At 39.7% G+C, this 18,641-nt stretch carries 28 protein-coding genes, 1 tRNA gene and 2 pseudogenes; 14 read left to right on the top strand and 17 right to left on the bottom strand.

What is annotated here, in order from left to right; translation table 11 throughout:
- Nucleotides 1-113 precede the first annotated feature (113 nt).
- Nucleotides 114-344 carry a membrane protein insertion efficiency factor YidD gene (yidD, locus tag MICAI_RS12205; protein WP_008202230.1) on the top strand — a complete coding sequence of 77 codons (231 nt, stop codon included), beginning with the start codon at nucleotides 114-116 and terminating at the stop codon, nucleotides 342-344.
- A gap of 140 nt (nucleotides 345-484) precedes the next feature.
- Here the strand turns inward: yidD and MICAI_RS12200 are convergent, their stop codons facing one another.
- Entirely contained in the window at nucleotides 485-1,243 is a 759-nt protein-coding gene (locus MICAI_RS12200; protein WP_008202228.1) for an LmeA family phospholipid-binding protein, read from the bottom strand.
- A gap of 198 nt (nucleotides 1,244-1,441) precedes the next feature.
- On the opposite strand from MICAI_RS12200, the gene MICAI_RS12195 reads away from it, so the two are divergent.
- Both MICAI_RS12195 and MICAI_RS12190 read left to right on the top strand, forming a co-directional pair.
- Complete coding sequence (locus MICAI_RS12195; RefSeq protein ID WP_008202226.1) at nucleotides 1,442-2,581, top strand: ferrochelatase; 1,140 nt, start codon at nucleotides 1,442-1,444, stop codon at nucleotides 2,579-2,581.
- A 56-nt stretch (nucleotides 2,582-2,637) separates the two neighbouring features.
- Nucleotides 2,638-2,710, top strand: a tRNA-Arg gene (locus MICAI_RS12190).
- Between the two features lie 270 nt (nucleotides 2,711-2,980).
- Here the strand turns inward: MICAI_RS12190 and MICAI_RS12185 are convergent.
- The 6 genes from MICAI_RS12185 to MICAI_RS12170 all read right to left on the bottom strand — a co-directional run bounded on the left by MICAI_RS12185 (nucleotide 2,981) and on the right by MICAI_RS12170 (nucleotide 4,906).
- Complete coding sequence (locus MICAI_RS12185; RefSeq protein ID WP_002783384.1) at nucleotides 2,981-3,169, bottom strand: hypothetical protein; 189 nt, start codon at nucleotides 3,167-3,169, stop codon at nucleotides 2,981-2,983.
- A complete protein-coding gene (locus MICAI_RS12180) occupies nucleotides 3,166-3,507 on the bottom strand; it encodes a hypothetical protein (RefSeq protein WP_008202224.1) in 342 nt (113 codons plus the stop codon). Before MICAI_RS12180 ends, MICAI_RS12185 begins: the two co-directional genes overlap by 4 nt.
- A 344-nt stretch (nucleotides 3,508-3,851) precedes the next feature.
- Nucleotides 3,852-3,980, bottom strand: a complete 129-nt coding sequence (locus tag MICAI_RS27580) for a hypothetical protein (RefSeq protein WP_008202220.1) — start codon at nucleotides 3,978-3,980, stop codon at nucleotides 3,852-3,854.
- 79 nt (nucleotides 3,981-4,059) lie between these two features.
- On the bottom strand, nucleotides 4,060-4,188 hold the full coding sequence (locus MICAI_RS27090) for a DUF5615 family PIN-like protein (protein ID WP_232306186.1): 129 nt from the start codon (nucleotides 4,186-4,188) through the stop codon (nucleotides 4,060-4,062).
- Between the two features lie 38 nt (nucleotides 4,189-4,226).
- A complete protein-coding gene (locus MICAI_RS12175; protein WP_008202216.1) occupies nucleotides 4,227-4,514 on the bottom strand; it encodes a hypothetical protein in 288 nt (95 codons plus the stop codon).
- Between the two features lie 86 nt (nucleotides 4,515-4,600).
- Entirely contained in the window at nucleotides 4,601-4,906 is a 306-nt protein-coding gene (locus MICAI_RS12170) for a HigA family addiction module antitoxin (protein WP_008202213.1), read from the bottom strand.
- A gap of 226 nt (nucleotides 4,907-5,132) precedes the next feature.
- Between MICAI_RS12170 and MICAI_RS12165 the strand changes: the two genes are divergently transcribed.
- Both MICAI_RS12165 and MICAI_RS12160 read left to right on the top strand, forming a co-directional pair.
- Nucleotides 5,133-5,369, top strand: a complete 237-nt coding sequence (locus MICAI_RS12165; RefSeq protein ID WP_008202209.1) for a hypothetical protein — start codon at nucleotides 5,133-5,135, stop codon at nucleotides 5,367-5,369.
- Entirely contained in the window at nucleotides 5,369-5,821 is a 453-nt protein-coding gene (locus tag MICAI_RS12160; protein ID WP_002750618.1) for a type II toxin-antitoxin system VapC family toxin, read from the top strand. The genes MICAI_RS12165 and MICAI_RS12160 overlap by 1 nt, the downstream gene beginning before the upstream one ends.
- 202 nt (nucleotides 5,822-6,023) lie before the next feature.
- Here the strand turns inward: MICAI_RS12160 and MICAI_RS12155 are convergent, their stop codons facing one another.
- Together MICAI_RS12155 and MICAI_RS12150 are read right to left on the bottom strand one after the other, a co-directional pair.
- A complete protein-coding gene (locus MICAI_RS12155) occupies nucleotides 6,024-6,233 on the bottom strand; it encodes a type II toxin-antitoxin system RelE family toxin (RefSeq protein ID WP_008202207.1) in 210 nt (69 codons plus the stop codon).
- Nucleotides 6,226-6,471, bottom strand: coding sequence for a hypothetical protein (locus MICAI_RS12150; RefSeq protein ID WP_002734321.1), 246 nt, complete (start codon nucleotides 6,469-6,471; stop codon nucleotides 6,226-6,228). Before MICAI_RS12150 ends, MICAI_RS12155 begins: the two co-directional genes overlap by 8 nt.
- A gap of 342 nt (nucleotides 6,472-6,813) precedes the next feature.
- On the opposite strand from MICAI_RS12150, the gene MICAI_RS12145 reads away from it, so the two are divergent.
- From MICAI_RS12145 to MICAI_RS12115, 8 genes and pseudogenes are all read left to right on the top strand, one after another.
- Nucleotides 6,814-7,536 carry a PEP-CTERM sorting domain-containing protein gene (locus MICAI_RS12145; protein WP_008202203.1) on the top strand — a complete coding sequence of 241 codons (723 nt, stop codon included), beginning with the start codon at nucleotides 6,814-6,816 and terminating at the stop codon, nucleotides 7,534-7,536.
- A gap of 163 nt (nucleotides 7,537-7,699) precedes the next feature.
- Nucleotides 7,700-7,954 carry a hypothetical protein gene (locus MICAI_RS12140; RefSeq protein ID WP_002734916.1) on the top strand — a complete coding sequence of 85 codons (255 nt, stop codon included), beginning with the start codon at nucleotides 7,700-7,702 and terminating at the stop codon, nucleotides 7,952-7,954.
- Nucleotides 7,955-8,308: a type II toxin-antitoxin system PemK/MazF family toxin gene (locus tag MICAI_RS12135; RefSeq protein ID WP_008202199.1), complete on the top strand. Its 354-nt coding sequence runs from the start codon at nucleotides 7,955-7,957 to the stop codon at nucleotides 8,306-8,308. It begins immediately after the preceding gene.
- A gap of 30 nt (nucleotides 8,309-8,338) precedes the next feature.
- Nucleotides 8,339-8,443 (top strand): annotated as a pseudogene (locus tag MICAI_RS27085) (PEP-CTERM sorting domain-containing protein); the annotation flags it as partial.
- Nucleotides 8,444-8,601: 158 nt separating this feature from the next.
- Nucleotides 8,602-8,832 (top strand): addiction module protein, encoded by a 231-nt coding sequence (locus MICAI_RS12130; RefSeq protein WP_002800346.1) that lies wholly within the window; start codon nucleotides 8,602-8,604, stop codon nucleotides 8,830-8,832.
- On the top strand, nucleotides 8,829-9,131 hold the full coding sequence (locus MICAI_RS12125; protein WP_008202197.1) for a type II toxin-antitoxin system RelE/ParE family toxin: 303 nt from the start codon (nucleotides 8,829-8,831) through the stop codon (nucleotides 9,129-9,131). The genes MICAI_RS12130 and MICAI_RS12125 overlap by 4 nt, the downstream gene beginning before the upstream one ends.
- A gap of 266 nt (nucleotides 9,132-9,397) precedes the next feature.
- The gene (locus tag MICAI_RS12120) at nucleotides 9,398-9,691 is read left to right on the top strand and encodes a nucleotidyltransferase family protein (RefSeq protein WP_002783391.1); all 294 of its coding nucleotides are present in this window, start codon (nucleotides 9,398-9,400) and stop codon (nucleotides 9,689-9,691) included.
- On the top strand, nucleotides 9,688-10,032 hold the full coding sequence (locus MICAI_RS12115; protein ID WP_008202195.1) for a HepT-like ribonuclease domain-containing protein: 345 nt from the start codon (nucleotides 9,688-9,690) through the stop codon (nucleotides 10,030-10,032). The genes MICAI_RS12120 and MICAI_RS12115 overlap by 4 nt, the downstream gene beginning before the upstream one ends.
- Nucleotides 10,033-10,269: 237 nt before the next feature.
- On the opposite strand, the pseudogene MICAI_RS12110 reads toward MICAI_RS12115, so the two are convergent.
- From MICAI_RS12110 to MICAI_RS12090, 5 genes and pseudogenes are all read right to left on the bottom strand, one after another.
- A pseudogene (locus MICAI_RS12110) lies at nucleotides 10,270-10,529 on the bottom strand (Txe/YoeB family addiction module toxin).
- Nucleotides 10,522-10,782 (bottom strand): type II toxin-antitoxin system Phd/YefM family antitoxin, encoded by a 261-nt coding sequence (locus MICAI_RS12105; RefSeq protein WP_008202189.1) that lies wholly within the window; start codon nucleotides 10,780-10,782, stop codon nucleotides 10,522-10,524. Before MICAI_RS12105 ends, MICAI_RS12110 begins: the two are co-directional and overlap by 8 nt.
- A 449-nt stretch (nucleotides 10,783-11,231) precedes the next feature.
- The gene (locus MICAI_RS12100) at nucleotides 11,232-11,699 is read right to left on the bottom strand and encodes a type II toxin-antitoxin system VapC family toxin (protein WP_008202187.1); all 468 of its coding nucleotides are present in this window, start codon (nucleotides 11,697-11,699) and stop codon (nucleotides 11,232-11,234) included.
- Complete coding sequence (locus MICAI_RS12095; RefSeq protein ID WP_008202185.1) at nucleotides 11,700-11,963, bottom strand: hypothetical protein; 264 nt, start codon at nucleotides 11,961-11,963, stop codon at nucleotides 11,700-11,702.
- 392 nt (nucleotides 11,964-12,355) lie between these two features.
- Nucleotides 12,356-13,393 carry a fatty acid desaturase gene (locus tag MICAI_RS12090; RefSeq protein ID WP_008202184.1) on the bottom strand — a complete coding sequence of 346 codons (1,038 nt, stop codon included), beginning with the start codon at nucleotides 13,391-13,393 and terminating at the stop codon, nucleotides 12,356-12,358.
- 296 nt (nucleotides 13,394-13,689) lie between these two features.
- Between MICAI_RS12090 and MICAI_RS12085 the strand changes: the two genes are divergently transcribed.
- On the top strand, nucleotides 13,690-14,730 hold the full coding sequence (locus MICAI_RS12085) for a DNA cytosine methyltransferase (protein WP_008202182.1): 1,041 nt from the start codon (nucleotides 13,690-13,692) through the stop codon (nucleotides 14,728-14,730).
- Here the strand turns inward: MICAI_RS12085 and MICAI_RS12080 are convergent.
- From MICAI_RS12080 to MICAI_RS12070, 3 genes are all read right to left on the bottom strand, one after another.
- Nucleotides 14,723-15,481 carry an HNH endonuclease gene (locus MICAI_RS12080; protein WP_008202181.1) on the bottom strand — a complete coding sequence of 253 codons (759 nt, stop codon included), beginning with the start codon at nucleotides 15,479-15,481 and terminating at the stop codon, nucleotides 14,723-14,725. The genes MICAI_RS12085 and MICAI_RS12080 overlap by 8 nt on opposite strands.
- A gap of 89 nt (nucleotides 15,482-15,570) precedes the next feature.
- Entirely contained in the window at nucleotides 15,571-16,734 is a 1,164-nt protein-coding gene (locus MICAI_RS12075) for a pyridoxal phosphate-dependent aminotransferase (RefSeq protein WP_008202178.1), read from the bottom strand.
- A 262-nt stretch (nucleotides 16,735-16,996) separates the two neighbouring features.
- Nucleotides 16,997-18,641, bottom strand: a 1,645-nt coding sequence (locus MICAI_RS12070) for a class I SAM-dependent DNA methyltransferase (protein ID WP_039900062.1), incomplete at its 5' end; no start/stop codon positions are given.

Below are 18,641 nucleotides of genomic sequence, written 5' to 3'. Positions count from 1 at the left end.
GTAAGAATAGGCTTTTTCCATGTCTCACATTTTAGCATATATTTCGTAAACGATGCTAATATTTAACAGTAAAGCCGTCGTAGAACGACGGGGTTTCAGACCCAAAATTTCCGATGAAAGGAATTTTTATTGGCTTAATTGAGGGATATCGACGGTTTATTTCGCCGCTATTTCCCCCTTCCTGTCGTTTTCAACCCACCTGTTCCCAGTATGCCATGGAAGCGATCGAGCGCTTTGGTGTGCTGCGGGGTTCTTGGTTAGCAATTAAGCGCATTCTCCGTTGTCATCCCTTTCACCCCGGAGGTTACGATCCCGTGCCTCCCTGTCACCACAAGCACGATTAAAAGCCACAGCAGTTATCTCAATGGTGAGATAAGAAGTTTTCGTTTTGGGGATTCAGGAGTCAATACCAAATTAGGTTATACTTCATTTTTGGGGTAAAGTCTGTAAAACTCTTGATATTTTTAGACCCGTTGATGACCGCCTATTTTCTTTGGGGAAAACGCTCGATATCGGCGATACCATAAAAGATGATCTGTTTATCTTTTAAACGTAGTCTATCGACCCTTAATTGAGTACCATCGAGGGCAAATTTATCTAAATCCATGAGGTTGTTAACGTGGCTGATTAAAGCTTCTCCTAAAGCTTTCGATCTTTCGTCGCCTTGGTAAACCACCTCGACAAATTGAATTTTTCGCCTTTCTTCCACAACCACAGCAGTGGTCATTTCTAGAAGAATTGGTTCTTCTTCTCCCAATTTAATTAGACTTTTCAGAGTTAAAGTTTTGTCGTCATTGAGAATTAATTCCGTGTTCTGACAGTGAATTGATTTACCTTCGTACTCTAATCTTTGCAGTTTTTCGACAATAAAAGGTGTATTAAAAGAGGTGGTTAAGTCTTCTTCCGTTAAAACTACCCGCAAAGTGGCCCGCGTCGGTTGACGGAGTTTCACCTGTCCGGTAAAAATGGCACTAAAATCGATCGCCACCGCTTGCACATACAATTCCATGGCTTCGATGCGTAGGCCATTGTACATGAGCATCGACTGACCGATAAAGTCAAAACCGTCGATACTGCCTTGCAGTAATTTGGCCACGGGTTCGGCGCGGACAGTCGCTGTCAGCTTGCCTGTGCGTTTGAATAATGCAGCGATCGCAGCACTCACCACTTTACTGATGAGTTGATCGCCGCTCTGATTGGGAAAAGGTAAGCTACCAAACACGCCTGCTGTCATATCTCTCATAGGTGGGACTATAACGATCTTAACATTATTTAAAGTTTCTTTACATATCGTTTTATTAATGAAGATGATAAGCAATCTGTATGATTCTGTAGAGGTTATAAATTTTTAGCGGTCTATCCCGTGCGAGGGGATAGGATAGAAAAGTGCTACTATCCCAGTGATATAGCGTTTTTCACTTAGAAAATCGGGGTTAAAAACGTGGTTGCCATTTCAGATCAACAACAGTTAGCCGCTACCCACAACCACAGCGATCGAGTGGCGGTATTATTGATGGGATACGGGGAAGTGGAGAGTTATGAGGACTTTGCCAACTATAATGAACAGGCCTTAAATCTGCTGACGGCTAAGTTCGCTCCTGTACCGACTTGGGTTTATCCTCCCCTAGCGAAATTATTGGCTATATTTGACCTGCACGAATGGCAGCACCAGCATAATCACTTTATTTCCCCCCATAACCACATTTTCGAGCATCAAAGACAGGAAATCGAGCGCAATTTACAGGCAAAATGGGGTAATCGGGTGGAGGTATTCAAAGCGTTTAACTTCTGCGCGCCTTTTTTACCGGCACAGGTGTTAACGGAAATCCGCGAGCGGGGATTTGAGAAAATTTTGATCTATCCTCTCCTCGTGGTTGATTCTATCTTTACCAGTGGCATTGCCATCGAACAAGTTAACAAAGCTTTGGCTCAAGGACAAACGGGGGAACATTGGGTCAAAGGATTGCGCTATATTCCCTCGTTTTATAACCAACCCGCTTATATAGAGCTAATGGCGCGGTTAGTGGAGGAAAAAATCGCGGCCGAGGTAGCTAGTAGCTGTCTTCCCTCGCAAATTGGCATTATTTTAATGAATCACGGTTGTCCCCACGAAGCTAAGGGATTTACGTCGGGAATCGATGAAAGTCAAGCTTTATACGAGTTAGTCCGGGAAAAATTAATCTATCGTTATCCCTTGATTTCTGTGGGTTGGTTAAATCACCAAACCCCTTTAATTAAATGGACGCAACCGAATGCAGAGTTAGCGGCGAATAATTTAATTGAATTGGGGGCCAAAGCTTTAATTTTCATGCCGATTGGCTTTGCTACGGAAAATCACGAAACTTTACTGGATGTGGAGCATATTATCGAAGCTTTACGCCGCAAACACGACCAGGTTAATTATGTGCAGATGGCCTGTGTCAACGATAACCCCGAATTTTGCCAGATGGCCGCCGATTGGGCCCGGGAACATATCGAAGCTTTGCTATCACAAGAGGCTTTATCTGTCAATAGTTCTGTAACAATTCCTCACATTCATTCCGATCACCATCATCACCACGAACACCACCACCATCATTGAAAATCAGTCCTACCACTTGTCACCGTTGGAAGTATAATCTATAATTGTGCTTTCCTGGGTACGTAGCTCAATGGATAGAGCATCCGCCTTCTAAGCGGACGGTTGTAGGTTCGATCCCTACCGTACCCGTTATTGCCGATTAGGGATTGGAAATTCTCTCCTATCGTCCCGGGGACAATCGCTTTGATACGGTGAGCGTCGAATTAGGTCAGTTGAATCCCGTCGGTTGATATTAATTGTGTTTAATTTAGTTGGCGATCGAGTTGAGGATCAGTCAAGGGAGAAGGCAAAGGCGAATCAGACATACTGCGTCACAATATCTCACGGAATGAGGATATACAGCCTGAGAAGGAGTAAAACAAGAGAAACTACCTGAAACTCCTTCTTCTGTGCATCCCTCTATTTAATAGTTTGCCCTCTTTGCAATAGCCTTTCTCGTCTCTTTTGACGGGATTCTGTTTCCAGTTGGGCGAGTATATCGTCTAAAAAAAGATTATAAAGCTCAATCTGGCGGTTAGTTTCGCGTAAGCTTTCAAGACATTGTTTTCTCGTTGCTTCATCGGGATAGGAGGTGCGGTAAGTCATCATAAGTTCCATTGCCTCTTTACTTCATAAACACTAGCACTAACAGCATCCACACTGGCTGTTCCTTGCAAAATCGCTCTTTCTAACATCTCTAGCATCGTATTTGAGAGAGTCGGCTGCTCTTGTAAAATTCTCAGCAGGATATTATTAATTCGGGAGTAGGAATTAGTTATCCTCTCTCTGGCATTAGATAATTCTTCTAATTCTGATAATGTCCGTTCATTTTCCCCATATTCTGTAAAAAGTTGCCATTCCGTTGCCGATGCGTACTCTATCTGATCCGCTAGTTGACGCAGTAGATCAAAAATGCTCGCTAAGGTTTCCTCCGGTAATGTAGCCATATTCAATTATTTCTATTATCCCCAGTCTATCATCTGGTTGGTACGAGGTAATCCTGTTTAATTTAGTTTGCGATCGAGTTGAGGATCAGTCAAGGGAGAAGGCAAAGGCGAATCCGACACACTGCGCCACAATATCTCACGGAATGAGGATAGTTCGCCTGAGAAGGAGTAAAACAGGGAAAAGAAAGCGATCGCCAGTGTGAGAGATATATAACTTAAGATTTGTGACGCGATCACGACAAAGCAGAATTAATAGTTCCACTGGTTCAGGGAAATGAACTGATTAGCAAGAGGGACGTTAGCCGTTTCAAGATTGGCGATCGCATTGACAATTGCCTTAAAACTCATTTTCTTTGAGGGATTTGCCTCTTGATAAATTGCCAAAATTCCGGGATGGTGGGAATCCGCAGCATGGAGAGACTGAAAGTCACGGCAGTTAAGTAGGTGGGTGGAATTAAATATAAAATGAACATAGGTTGGGTTGAAGCATAAAACCCAACGCCCGCATGGGTTACGCTACCGCTAACCCATCCTACAAATAATTGTGCCTACCTACTTAAGAGTCAACAGAATGCGATCGGCATTTCTAGCATAGTCCAGAACTATGAAATCTGGGTGACTCATCAGACCAGCTTCGTTAACTGTAATTACTTCATGTCCAGCCTGTCGTAGCAATTTCACCAACACTTTATCTTGGGCATCTTCATCAATGAGTAACTTTAGGAACCCAGGGCTACTCCTCTCGCTTCTAGGTAACGACGTTCTGCGTCCGCTTCCTGCTGCAACAGTTCTTGATGAGTTTGGCAGTATTCAATTGCTTCGAGAACGGCGGCTAAGGGTAATTCTTTGCTGTCGGCGACTTCTTCAGGAGTCATTTTGTTGGCGATCGCATCTGACCAAACAGTGAAAGCTGTCAGCTTCCTACCTTTGACGTATAGTTGCTGTCGCCAGGAATGAGGACGTTTCTCTAAATACTGCCATTGAGTTTTTGCCGCGTTGGTGGTCATGCTGATGCCTTGATCAAAGCTGGTATCCCTAGTTTATCAGCTACAGAAGCAGCGCACCGTCGAAGGCGGCTCTCTTCGAGATCGCACTAACCCAATGTTGTTTGGTGTTGTAACCCAATCGGATTCACAATAATTCTATCTTCCTGTTTTTTAACCTCAGCAAGATCATAATTCATCTGGAGGCGCAGCCAGAAAGCAGGGGTGCTACCGATTGTCTTTGACAAACGCACAGCCATTTCCGGGGAAATCCCCGCCTTGCCATTGATTAGGTTAGATAGTCTAGAGCGTGACACGTTCAGCATTTTTGCCGCAGCCGTAACGGTCAATTCAAGCTCTTCAATCGAACTTTTGACAATTCTGCCCGGATGTACGGGATTTTTCAGGGTCATCATGTTTTTTCCCTCAATGATAATCTACAAGGTCAATGTCGAGAGCGTTTCCATCTTCACCCATCACCCATCCTCAAAATCCCCAAATCACTGAAAATCCTGATGCTGACAAGGAAGTAGTGCAGATACCAGCGTAAGCCATGAGGGAGAGGAATGTAAAGATTTATTAAATATAGAGAAATTGCGGCATGAGATATGATCGATATGGTTGCCTATTAGTCTAAGTCAAATGAACATTGAACAAGTTATCATTAAAAACCTAAGAAAACTTCCCTTAGAAAAACAACAAGAAGTGTTATCCTTCACCGAATCTCTCACCTCAAGAATTTCCCTCCCTTCCCCAGATTATAGTCTCACTCCCCAGGAAAAAGCTCAAAAATGGCAGAAAGTAATCGCTAAACTTCCTAAAACAAGTGCGAATTTACCTGATGAAGCTTTACACCGTGACACTATGTATGAAGACTAATGACTCAATATTTACTGGATACTAACATTTTGCTTCGGGCGGCTGATACGTCTTCAGCAACTTATTCTCTTGCTAATAATGTAATTACTCAAATCGTTGAAACAGCTAATGAATGTGTTATTATTCCTCAAGTTTTAATTGAATTTTGGGTAGTTGCAACCCGCCCCCTTGATGTTAATGGTTTAGGTTGGACTCCAGCACAAGCTACAAATTATGTCAATGATTTATTAGATAACTTTACATTAATTGCAGAAACCCCGGATATTTTTCCCCTTTGGTTTCAATTAGTAACCATCTACAACATTAAAGGAAAACGCACTCATGATATTAGGCTTCTTGCTGTTATGAAAGCTTCTAACATTACCCATTTATTAACCTTTAATCCTGATGACTTTATCCCTATTCCCAATATTACCATCGTTCATCCTCAAGATTTCATTAATTCCCAATAATTAGGCAGCAAATCCGACATATCGCACCACAATCCCTCACGAAAGAGGATAGTTTGCCTGAGAAAGGGAAAAACAGGGTAAAGCACCTGAGAATCCTTCTTCTGTGAATCACTGTCTTATGGCAAAAGGAGAAACAGCAGTCTAGAAAAGAGTTCTGGTATTATTTATAGACATCGCCGCGAGGTTTAATAGTTGTAATGACCTATAGATTGTTGTCTCTATCTTCAAAAAACAACACTCGATACTTACCTACTCGCAATCTTAGTTCATCTCTTCCGTAAAGGGGTTTAATATCTAATTTTGTAGAATCCGAAATCAAAGTATCCAAAGCTTCAAGAAGACGAATTTGATCATTTTTAGGCATCCTTTCTAAGGAGCGTTCTGCTTGTCTAAGTAGAATATAATCAGCCAAGTTTATCTCCAAATAATTTGTATTTTAATTCTGTTGAAGTGATTCCAGTATCTCGACCGGATAAATAATCTTGCCATGCTGCTTGGCTTTCAGCAAGTTCTTCGGCTGGAATGATCTCATCGTCATCTTTTGGCGCTACGGTCGGCTTGATGATAGTTTTTAAATCCTCTAAAAGTCGCAACTTATCCGTAAGGGGAAGATTCTCTATTTGGCTGAGGATTTCATAGTAAGTTGTCATAGACCTTGATCGTATCAGATAATCCGAACACACCTCAAATAATACCACATCCAGATACTAACCAAAAATGGTAAAAGCGGTGGGCTGTTCACAACCGACTTGGTTCTGCGGTTTCTTTATCGGGATTAAGAGAGAAATATAAAAATTTATTAAATTGTATCAAAAAATACAATTGGTGGGGGGGGGAATGTGTATTGTTGTCTTTGCTGACCCTTTAGGGTTAGGTAAAACTGCTGGTTAACTTGGCTGCTAGAAAAGCGATCGTATCAATTTACTCTTTGCCAACTTTGCCAAAAAACAGTTAAATCCCACTAACAACTTCAATGTCTTGAGGCATCTATCATGGTATTCATTAAACTTGTCAAAAATTCTATTGGGGGAGCCGTACTTATCAGTTTGGCAACAATAGGTACTGCTAATGCTCTTCAAATTACACCTATCAGTTATGATATGGAAAATGGAGGCGGAGGATTCGCTAAATACTGGGACAAGAAATATAATGGTACTGGAAACACGTCGCTAGATTATGCTCTTCTCAGCGGAGGAGTTGGAGATCTAACTGATGGCATAATTCCTACACAAAGGTGGATTGATGTAGAAGTTGCAGACGGTACAGGACCTTATGTTGGTTGGGAAAACCGGAATCCTGTCATTACTTTTAACTTTGCTGACACAGTAAGGATAAACTCAGTTACTGTCCATGTGAGTGACTCAAATGGTCTTGGTGGTGTTTCCGTACCGCAAAGTATATTATTAAGTATGGGCAGCTCTAATTACGATTCGGGAACTCTTACTGATCCGCCTAGTGCAGCGCCAACATCCTATACTTTTTCAGGATTAAATTTTAGTGGTAGTTCCCTACAACTTACTCTAAATCGACGCACTGCGTGGGTCTTTGCCAGCGAAGTTACTTTTGATGGCGAACTTTTGGGTGTCCAACCAGTTCCCGAACCCACTTCTACTTTAGGCTTCCTCGCACTCGGAACACTCGGCGCAGCTTCAACCCTGAAGCGCAAACTAAAACCCTCCCAATCCATCGAAAAAGAAACCACAAAAGTTGGCTAAATTGCTTCTAAAATACCATAAATGCCCCTTCATTCAGTCAGTAGAGGGGTTATTTTTTGTGTATTGTTTATTGTCTATTATTTAATTGCTGCTAACTAATTGACAACAAGAGGGTTTTTTGTGGTAAAATAGTCACCCTAGTGTAAATATAGTAAAAGTTGAAATGTCTGTCACCCATATTAATAATCTTCAAGACCAGATTTTGCAAAGTATTAAGACTTTACCGCTAGAAAAACAGCAACAAGTCCTTGAATTTGTCAAATCCTTACAAAGAAATTCACGTTTTCAGAAATGGGATAATATTTCAGATGCAGAAGCACAATCGTTACAAAATGAATTTGCTCAAGAGGATATTAGCTTTTCAGAAAGTATTTTACCCGATTATTTATCTCACCTTGAACAAGAGGATAAGGAATAAATGCGAGGCGATATTTATCTAGCTGATTTGAATCCGAGTCGTGGTTCAGAACAAGCTGGTATTCGACCTGTTATTATTGTCCAACATAACAATATTGATCGCTTCACTAGCACTGTTGTTGTAATTCCATTAACCAGTAATTTACGTCGCGCACAAATTCCCGGAACAATGGTTATTCCCGCAGGACAAGGAGGCTTAAATCAGGAATCAGTAGCCTTATGTTATCAAATTGTTGTTATTGATAGACAACGACTTCAGAGACAGTTGGGGACACTTTCTTCTAGTTATTTACAGCAATTGGAAGAGGCGATGCGATACACATTAGATTTAACAAACACTAATATGAATGTTTAATTAGTTTAATTTTCTGTCTGGAAAACTTGAACTTTAAGTCTCCTGGTAGTCAGTACACTCGGCGCAGTTTCAACCCTGAAGCGTAAACTAAAACCATCCAAATCTACTGAAAAAGAAACCAGAAAAGTAGGCTAAATTGCTTCTAAAAATACTATAAATGCCTCTTCATTCAGTCAGTTGAGGGGGTATTTTTTGCATAACTCTCTCAATTCTCATGATTTTAAGGAGTATGGTTTATTTTTTCATCCGATATCTGCTACAATCTAAGATGACTGGTTATAGATGCTTTCAAGATGACTAAAACAGCAGAAACCCTCAAAATAGAACTTGCTCAACTTCCCGTACAAGATCGCGCTGAACTGGCTTACTTTCTCATCCATTCCTTAGATGAAGGTGTAGATGACAATGTTTTAGATGCTTGGGATAGAGAATTAACTCAAAGATTAGCCGAAATTTATGCTGGAACAGCCAAGGGTGAACCATCGGATAAAGTATTATTGGAATTACGAGAGAAATATTCGTGAAACCTGTTATTATTCACAGTGAAGCAAGACGAGAACTTGACAATGCTATTCAATATTATGAGAAGCAAAAGATAGGATTAGGGCTAGATTTACTATCTGAAATTGAACAAGCTCTCGAAAAAATTAAAATTAACCCTAATCTGGGAACAGCCCATACTATCGAAGGGATGCGCCGTTATCTCATTCGCCGTTTTCCTTACATCATCTTTTATGTAGAATTTGAAGCATCTATTTGGGTAGTTGCGATCGCAAATGGAAAACGTAAACCTGATTACTGGAAAAAGCGAAATTTAGAATAATCGAGATACTCAAACCTAAACTAAAACCCTCCCAATCCATCGAAAAAGAAACCAGAAAAGTAGGCTAAATTGCTTCTAAAAATACTATAAATGCCTCTTCATTCAGTCAGTTGAGGGGGTATTTTTGGCATAACTCTCTCAATTCCCATGATTTTAAGGAGTATGGTTTATCCTTTCATCCGCTATCTGCTACAATACAGATACAGGAAATAAAATTTTGATCAGTAGGGTAAAAGTCTTTTCCGTTATCTTAGAAGGTAAGCATCATGAAAAATTTAGAAGAAATTAAAGCGATTTTGGGTCAAGTTAAGTCCTTAGTAAAAGAAAAGTATCATGTCAGTGAATTAGGTATTTTTGGAGATTATGTAAAAGGAGAAGTGCAGGAAAATAGTGAAGTTAATATTCTGATAGATTATACAGAACCGCCTAGTTTACTGGATTTAGTAGATATGGAATATTATTTAAGTGATTTACTGAAGGTAAAAGCGGATGTTATCAGTAAAAATGGCTTAAAAGGAAGAAGGCGAGAAAGAATTTTATCCGAGGTTATTTATGTATGACGCAACGGGAATTTAGAGATTTCTTGCAAGACATTCTAGAGGCAATTTGTCAACTAGAAAAGATGACTCAGTATCTAAGCTTTGAAGAATTTTCAACTAAGATAGAAATCTTTCTTTCGGCAGTAAAATTAATTGAAATAATTGGGGAAGCAGTCAAAAATATTCCTGATGAAGTGAGAGTTAATTATCCTAATATTCCTTGGAAAAACATCGCAGGTATGCGGGATAAATTAGTTCATGAATATTGGGCAATTGATGAAAAAGTCGTCTGGAAAGTGATTCAAAACAATCTCCCCCAGCTAAAGAGAATCATTATCAGTATTATTGAGAAATTACAATAAATTTTCCTGCCTCTCTGGTGTCCCGTTTTTTAACTTGGCTTCTACGACTAGCATTGATTAATCCTCGACCCTGGCTAAATTAAGTATAACACAGTTTACCTACAAATAGTAGAATGAAAATCGTGCTTCGCAGTTGATATTCTGGTCGGATTTCATCCCCCGCAAAGGTGAGTATCTTGTCGAAAAATCTAGCGGGGGCATCCATCCGACATTTTAGGTAAAATAAATTAAAAGGGGTTATTCATAATGAGTCCACATCCGTATAATTTTGACAACCTTCTCTTCTGGAATAACCTGATCAACCAAACGATGCTGAATATTAATACGTCTAGAATAATAGCTCGCTAAATCACCACTGAGTTTCTCATAAACAGGATAAGATTGATAGGGATTTGACTTAAGAATATTTAATAACTCGTTAGCTTGTTTTGCCAACCCAGTACGATCCAGCTTTTCAGCATCTTTTTTCGCTTAAAAACCAACTGCCAATTATCCATTTAAAATTGCTCTGATACCCGCCTCATCCAGACAATCTTCAATGGAAGTGTTGCCACCTTCAATAATTGAATCTACCATACCAGGAATAGAATACAAATAAAGCGTTTCTTGAATAGAGTTCCAATCTTCCTCAGCAATTAAAATAGCATTCTTTTTCGTACCAGATAACAAAATCGGTTGATGATTATCATTGGTATCATTCACTAATTCATCAACTTGTTCTTTGGCCTCAGTAACAGTAACAATTTTCATGTAACTATCCCTTAAATTAACAACATAAGTAGGTGGGTGGAATTAAATATAAAATAAACGTAGGTTGGGTTGAAGCATGAAACCCAACGCCCGCATGGGTTACGCTACCGCTAACCCATCCTACAAATAATTGTGCCTACCTACTTAACCGATTCTAACACAAGTTAAGTATTGTTCAGCATCATAGCACCTTTTCTAAATATTTCTCATTCCTCCGATTAAACGACAAGGAATAAGAGGATAGCGATACTTAATTTCCTTTGGTACATTTCTAGTTGCTTCTCCAATTAGATATTTGTTTGATTCTTGGCCAATTCTGCCGATGTCATTCCCTTTGTACGTCGTTCAATTTCACTGCATCAGCTTAATTCCTTTACTCCCTTGAAGGGGATTATTTTTTCCACCTTTTTAAACTCTAAAAATTTCAGAGTTCACAGCTTATCGCTTACTTAAGATGGATAATTATTAGGATTTTCCATCAGCAATTCCTCACTGATAACAGCAACATTCAATTCATTATCTGCCGAGACAAAAGTGATAGAAGGTAAACCACTAGCTAGGCAAAGTGTATTAACAGCACAACCTACTGCTAACTGGATTGCGTCATAACCTCTTAAACCATAAGTTTCCGCTAATACCATTCCTGAATTAATTATACTTTCGGTAATTTCAATGACTTGATAATCTTTAAGCGAGTCCTTTCTCAACTGATGAACTATTGCCGCTGCATCGGTAACGCTAATACTTCCAGTGCGGGATCTTCGCGTAATAGCAGCTACAATTTCTACCTTGGCGATTGCGGCAATAAATATTTCATTATTTAAAGCATCAGTAAATAATTCCAATACCCATGCTGAACCAGTTTCGCTGATATAACGCTTGACCAAGGCACTACTATCTAAGAAATAAAGCGCCATTTAACGGCGTTCCTCAATAATCGTTTCTGAAATAGGTTTTCCCTCGATTTCAATCAATCGTCGCTCAGTTATCGGTTGAGATGAAGGACGCTTAATCTGCTTGACTAATCCAGCATCAAGAAGAGATTGGTGAAATACCGATTGTTTCTCAGCTTCTTCTTTATCCATAAGATACTGTTGAATCTTCTGATTAAGCAGCTGAAGTTCTTTTAGATCAAGAGTCTCAAGCTGATTCAAGATTTGAGTAAGGATTGCCTGTGTCATAATCTGCCACTTTTTTTGCTGTCTGAGTAATTAATATTTTATAGCAAAGTTATAATTGAGTTAGTACAATGGACAGTATCATAAAAATTCACTCTTTAGACCTGCTTGATCGTAAATTTTTAGATTCTAGGCGCTTAATATCCTCTTGCCAGTAGCTGTTGAAAAGCAAAATGATCAAATCCTAGAGAAACGCTTGGATATTTGTTTGATTCTTGGCCAATTCTGCCAATGTCATTCCCTTTGTACGTTGTTCAATTTCACTGCATCAGCTTAATTCCTTGCCAATAAATCAAATAAAGACAAAGACTTTATCCCCAGTTTTGGCAACTATTCTCGGTGTGAGAGGAGGAGGCAGATTTTGCTGCCGTTTCCTCCTCATAGCTAAGACAGGATCAGTTTTTGCGGTAAAAAATCTTACTGCCTTGGTCACTGACAAAATGACAATTGCGGTAGGACCGCCAGAGAGATTTGAAAATCGGTTCTTTCGAGACGCGATAATAGTCTCCTAAGACGGGACGGATAGCCTCGGTTGCTTCTTGGAGATGATAGTGGGGAATAGTGATAAAAATGTGATGGGCGACGTGAGTACCAATTTGGTGATGGATGGGATTAAAGATGCCATAATCGCGATCGATGGTAGAAAGCGCCCCTTTGAGAAAGTACCAATCTTGACCGCGATACCAGGGAATATCATCTTCGGTGTGGTGTAGGAATGTCACCAGGTCCAACCAAACCACAAAGACGATATAGGGCATGATGTAGTAGTTAAACAGAAACCAAAAGCCTTGGCTGATACCCACCCCGATTAATAGACCGAACATAAAGGTACAGCAAAAGGTGCTAGTCAGTACCTGCCAGCGTTCCGAGGGGCGAAAGAGGGGGCTTTCGGGCATAAAATGGGACCCCTGTTTATTAGGGGAACGACGGAAAAGATAGAGGGGATAAACAAATAAAATTAGCTGAAAACGAGCTAATTTTTCGTACCAAGCCATATTGTTATACTGGGTTTCCGTGACGGGATACCAACTTTCATCGGTGTCGATATTGCCAGTATTAGCGTGATGGGTGCGATGACTGATGCGCCAACCGTGGAAAGGTACGAGAATGGGAGTATGACTGAGATGACCGATTAAGTTATTTAACCAACGATAACGGGAAAAGGAACCGTGACCGCAATCGTGACCGACGACAAATAAGGCCCAAAACATGGTTCCCTGCATAAACCAAAAAAGTGGGAAGAACCATGCTTGATTAATCTGGTAAGTTATCCAGTAAAGCAGGGTAATAATGCCAATATCAAAAAAAAAGTAAGCTAAAGAGCTAAAAACGCTTGATTGGAAGCAACGGGCCGGGATAGCTAGACGGATATCCTGTAGGGTAAATGGCAAAAATTCTCTTTTTAGGGCAGGTTTAGGTAGGGTTTGGGACACTAGGTTATAACTCAAGGTAGATGACAAGGGCAGTATTGACGAAGGCCTGAGTAGCTCAAGTTTTCTGTTTCTCGATGCGCTATCTTTTCTCTGTCTCAGCTAGGAGCGGATAGGACCGAGCGATCGAGCGAATTTCGTCTAACTCACCAGAATTTTATTGTAGGGCTTAATGTAACTTAACAAAAGCCCCTAGGGAAAGTTAATCAGATTCTCCCCCTGTCCGTCTGTCCCCTTGGACATCTAGTACAATAATATCTGAGAAAAGAGATAAGACGCTCGGTCATTCAATCAACATTATGAACCAGTTACCTATTCGTCCAGCTAACAAAAATTTTACCCATAGTCGCTTGACTTTTGCCGATTTTTATGCGGGAATTGGTGGCTTTCGTCTCGGTCTTGAACAAATCGGTTGGCAATGTGTTTTTAGCAACGAAAATAACCCAGATTGTGTGAAAACCTACAATCACAATTTTCATGAATCCATAAAACCGCAAGATGTTGAAGCTTTAATTCCTAGCTTACTTCCCGATTTTGAGGTTTTTTGTGGGGGATTTCCCTGTCAGCCATTTTCCAGAGCAGGACAACAAAAAGGTTGGCAAGACAGTCGCGGACTAGCCATTCAGGAAATTCTCAGAATTTGCCATGAAAAAAAGCCTAAAGTTATCTTTCTTGAAAATGTTAGTAATATCGTGCGCTTAAATCAAGGGCAGATATTAAAAGATATATTAATCCAGTTAAAAGAAATAAATTATCTGGCTTTTTATGCAGTTATCGATAGTAAATATTTCCAAATTCCTCAATCAAGACCTCGCTTTTTTTTATTGGCTTTCCGCAAGGATTTAGGAATTAAAAACTTTCAATTTCCCCAACCTTGCCATGCAGAAGTGGGTATTGAAAAAATTATTGTTCCAGGGGATTATTCAATTCCCATATCGGGAAAATGGCAGCAGTATATTGATTATTATGCTGGCAGAATTAATGCCGAACAATTATCTTTTCAACTGCCAAAAACAAGAATAAGTATTGAAAGGGCAAGTGTTAATGTAGATTATGATAATTGTATTTATCAAATGAGATCTAGTGGCATCCGAGCAATTTCTATCCAAAAACCCTTTCCTACTTTTGCGGTTAGTGTTAGCGGTGGTGGTGCCATGATTCCAGTGTATAGCAAGGAAAGAAGACATTTAAGTCTCTTAGAAATAAAAAGATTAATGGGATTTGCCGATGATTATTATTTTCCTGTTTCTCGCACCGCTGCTATTAAACAACTTTCTAACGCTGTCTGTCCCCCAGTCATTAAACATATTGGTATAAATATTACTAAATCACTTAATTAGCTCGATTTAGCCGGTCTTCAATATTTTCTTGAGTGGGGAAAATAATCTTAGTTACTTCAGGAAAAGCTAAGACGCATTCTGAACATTTATCAGGAGCATAGTTACAAAGATTACAGATTTGCCATTTGCATTTATTACAATAGAAGCAGAGAGCTTGAAAATTGTCATCGGCACTATTTCCACCTTTTTCTACGGGAATCCGATGATCCCAAACTAAACGCACTCGATCCCTAGCATAGGTATTTTGATTGATATTTTCTTTCTTTTTAAGAATTGAGCCACAAAAATTACATTTATTTTTTTGTTGTTCTAAGATATTTCTCTGAATTAGGGATGAGGGAGGTGTTCTAATCGGTGGTTTAGTAGTGATAAAAAGTCGTTGATGATCGGAACTATCTAAAATATATTTTTGACTGCCTAATCTTTTTTGTCCCGGGGGAGCATAAATAAAATTAAATCCCTCTTCATTCCAAAGTTCGCTAAAGGGTTTATTAGCATCAGCATAGGAGTCTTGAATTAAATTTTCAGGAATTTTACCCTTGAGTATAGTTTTTATCTCTTGTAAATTATTGGTCGCATTAGTTAGATCGCTCTCACAACCTTCTCCATACCTAATCAGAGTTAGCAAAGCAGCAATAGTTCTTTTTTTATATAAAATAATTACTCTGTTATCATTAAAGATAATTAAATATCCTTTTCCTTGAGTATTCTTGGTAATTTCCCTAATATCTTCTAACTTGATCCCACTCATCTTAATACCTCTAGAAATTACAGATAATTGGCTGTTAAAACCCAAAAAAAGGGCGAACAAAATTCACCCTAACAGATAAAGTAATCATCCTACAAAGTGCCGATGAACTGATCAATGCGATCGAATCCTTTTTCAATCGTCTTTAGGTCTGTAGCGTAGGAAAGACGAATACAATCATCAGCACCGAAAGCAATACCGGGGATAGCGGCTACTTTTTGGGTTTCGAGGAGTTTCTGACAAAAATCCCGGGATTTTAAACCAGTTTGACTAATATCGATAAACACATAAAAAGCACCGTTGGGAGTAGGACAATTGAGTCCAGGGAGCGATCGCACTCGTTCTAAAATATACTGTCGGCGCTCGCTAAAAGCTTTGACCATTTCCTCGATGCAATCTTGGGGACTCTCCAAAGCAGCGATCGCGCCGTACTGGGCAAAAGTGCAGACATTAGAGGTACTATGACCTTGGATCTTAGTCATGGCCTTGACAATTTCCACCGGTCCTGCTATGTAACCGACGCGCCACCCCGTCATCGAGAAAGCTTTAGCAAAACCATTACTAATAATACTGCGCTGAAAGATTTCCGGACCAAAAGAAGCGATACTGCGGTGAATTGCGCCATCATAGAGGATTTTCTCGTAAATTTCGTCAGAAACCACTAAAATATCCTTTTCAACCACAATTTTTGCTAAAGCTGCGATTTCTTCGGGAGTATAGACAATACCGGTGGGATTAGAGGGAGAATTGAGAACAAATAATTTAGTTTTCGGTGTAATTGCCGCTTCTAGCTGTTCGGGGGTGATTTTATAGTGATTCTCTAGGCTAGTGTTCACTATAACCGATGTTCCTCCCGCTAACGTCACCATTTCAGGATAACTCAACCAGTAGGGTGCGGGAATAATTACTTCGTCCCCCGCTTCAATTAACGCCATGATTAGATTATAGAGAGACTGTTTACCGCCATTGGTAACGATGATATTATCGGCATTGTATGCTAGTTGATTATCCCGCAGCAATTTCTCAGCGATGGCTTTTCTTAACCCCGGTTCTCCGGCAGCCGGTCCGTAGCGAGTTTTTCCCTCATCGAGGGCCTTTTTCGCGGCAGCTTTGATGTGAATGGGTGTGTCGAAATCTGGCTCCCCGGCGCTAAAACTACAGACATCTTCGCCGTTTTTCTTCATTTCCTTGGCCAGAGAGTCGATAGCTAGGGTAAGGGAGGGGGTGACTTGATTGACTCGTGACGCTAGTTTCATAGTATTTTACCCTGACAGGGCTTTTCTGATGACCTACACAACCTTTAGTATTGTCCATCACCTCGATTGTTCTGGGTGTTTTTTTATATAATCTCCGGAATTGCGGCGCTTAGGGATGGGTGTGGGGTGTGGGAATTATGAATTATGAATTATGAATTATGAAGTGGGGAGTGGGGAGAACAAAGCTGCCTCCTGTCTCCTGCCGAAGTCTGCCTTTTGCCTCCTGCCTCCTGCCTCGGAGTCTCGGAGTCTCCTGTCTTCGTTATTGAGGATTTTTTCTTTTTGCGGGTTTTTGTTTGCTGGTAGGGAGTAGGGGAGCGGTTAATTTTTCGTAGAGTTCAAAGAGGTATTCAATACGGTTTAATTCACTGGTGAAAGGTTGGGGACGATAACACAAATCAACGGCTTTGTCAAGTTTTTGGTGAGCTTTGAGCAAGTCGGGAGGCATAGTTAAAGGATCGTATAAATCCGCAAGGCTACTATCGGGATATTTTACCCTAGTATCTAGCACAGTTTGAGCGCAAGTTTCAACGGTTTGTTTTTGTTTGTCGGTGATATTTTCTGGAAAGGGGTAGTTATTATAAACGATGGTGTTTGAATAACGAAAGCGACTTTCTAATCTGCCACACACATATTTAACCCATGCCATGTGCATTTCTGAAGTTAAGATACCAAAATGATAAATACTACCGCGTGGAATTGCAATACAGGTATCACTAACTATTATATTTTTATTGAAAAATCCTAACGGAATATATTTTCTATTTTCTGATGAAACTCTAGGTACTAATACATAATCAGTTTCAGGCTGTCTATTTTCAGTAAATAATGTTGGGAACTGCGCCCATTTAATTGTCGCAACTTTAGAACTAGCCAAACGCATTTCTTTAACAGCTTCTACTCTCTTTAATAATAGGGGCAACTGCTTTAATTCTTTAGGCTGTATTTCTGTTAACCAAAAACACCAGCGTCTTTTATTATTCAGAAACTCATCAGCAGAAATAAAAGGCTTAATAAATTTTTCTCCTGCGGGTTCTTGTCGAATATACTGTTCTTTTTCCTCGTCATTCATCAGAAGATTACCACCATCTGTAGGTTGGCTGCCTTTGATCATTTCAGGCACGTTACAAATGGGTTTTATTTTCTTTAAAATGATTAAATCATTTCCTTCTGTCAGGTAAGGATTAATATTTTTAACCCTTCTCTCTGTCGGTTCTCCTTTAATATCAGCATAATCAAAAATACGTTTATTGTCAATATCTTCTAGCCCAAAACCAATAATAACACAATGAACTGCGGCGTTTCCTTTTGCTTCATTGCTCCAGCTAAAAGTTCGATGGGCAAAATGAATTTTTATTTTATATTTTTGATAAAGCTCTTGCCAAAGAACACCAACTTGTTCACCCTGAGAAATAGAATTTGTACTAACTAAAGCGCAACGAATTAAACTATTTTGAATAAATTCAGACGCTTTAATATACCATGCCGTCACATAATCTAAAACACCTGCTCCTTTAATGTCCCCTAAAACATGATTCATGTCAGCCTTTTGGTCAGCATTTTGTAACTGTTTCCCCACAAAAGGAGGATTACCTAAAATAAAATTGAGCTTCTCTTTTGATATAAGTTCCTCCCAATCAATCCGTAAGGCATTTCCATGAACAATCTTTGCCGCTTTCTTTAATGGTAAACGCACAAAATACTGACCAAAAGTATTACTAACCTTAACATTCATCTGATGATCAATTAACCACATTGCCACCTCTGCCACCCTCACCGCAAACTCATCGTATTCAATACCAGCAAACTGATTGACATCTACCTGAATAATGGTACTAATATCTGTTACTAACTGCCCCGTTTTATCTAATTTATCTAACTCCTGTAATACCAAAATCTCTAAATCT

The sequence above is a fragment of the Microcystis sp. T1-4 genome (assembly GCF_000297435.1).
Classification (GTDB): domain Bacteria; phylum Cyanobacteriota; class Cyanobacteriia; order Cyanobacteriales; family Microcystaceae; genus Microcystis.
This window is presented reverse-complemented; position numbering and strand designations above follow the sequence as displayed.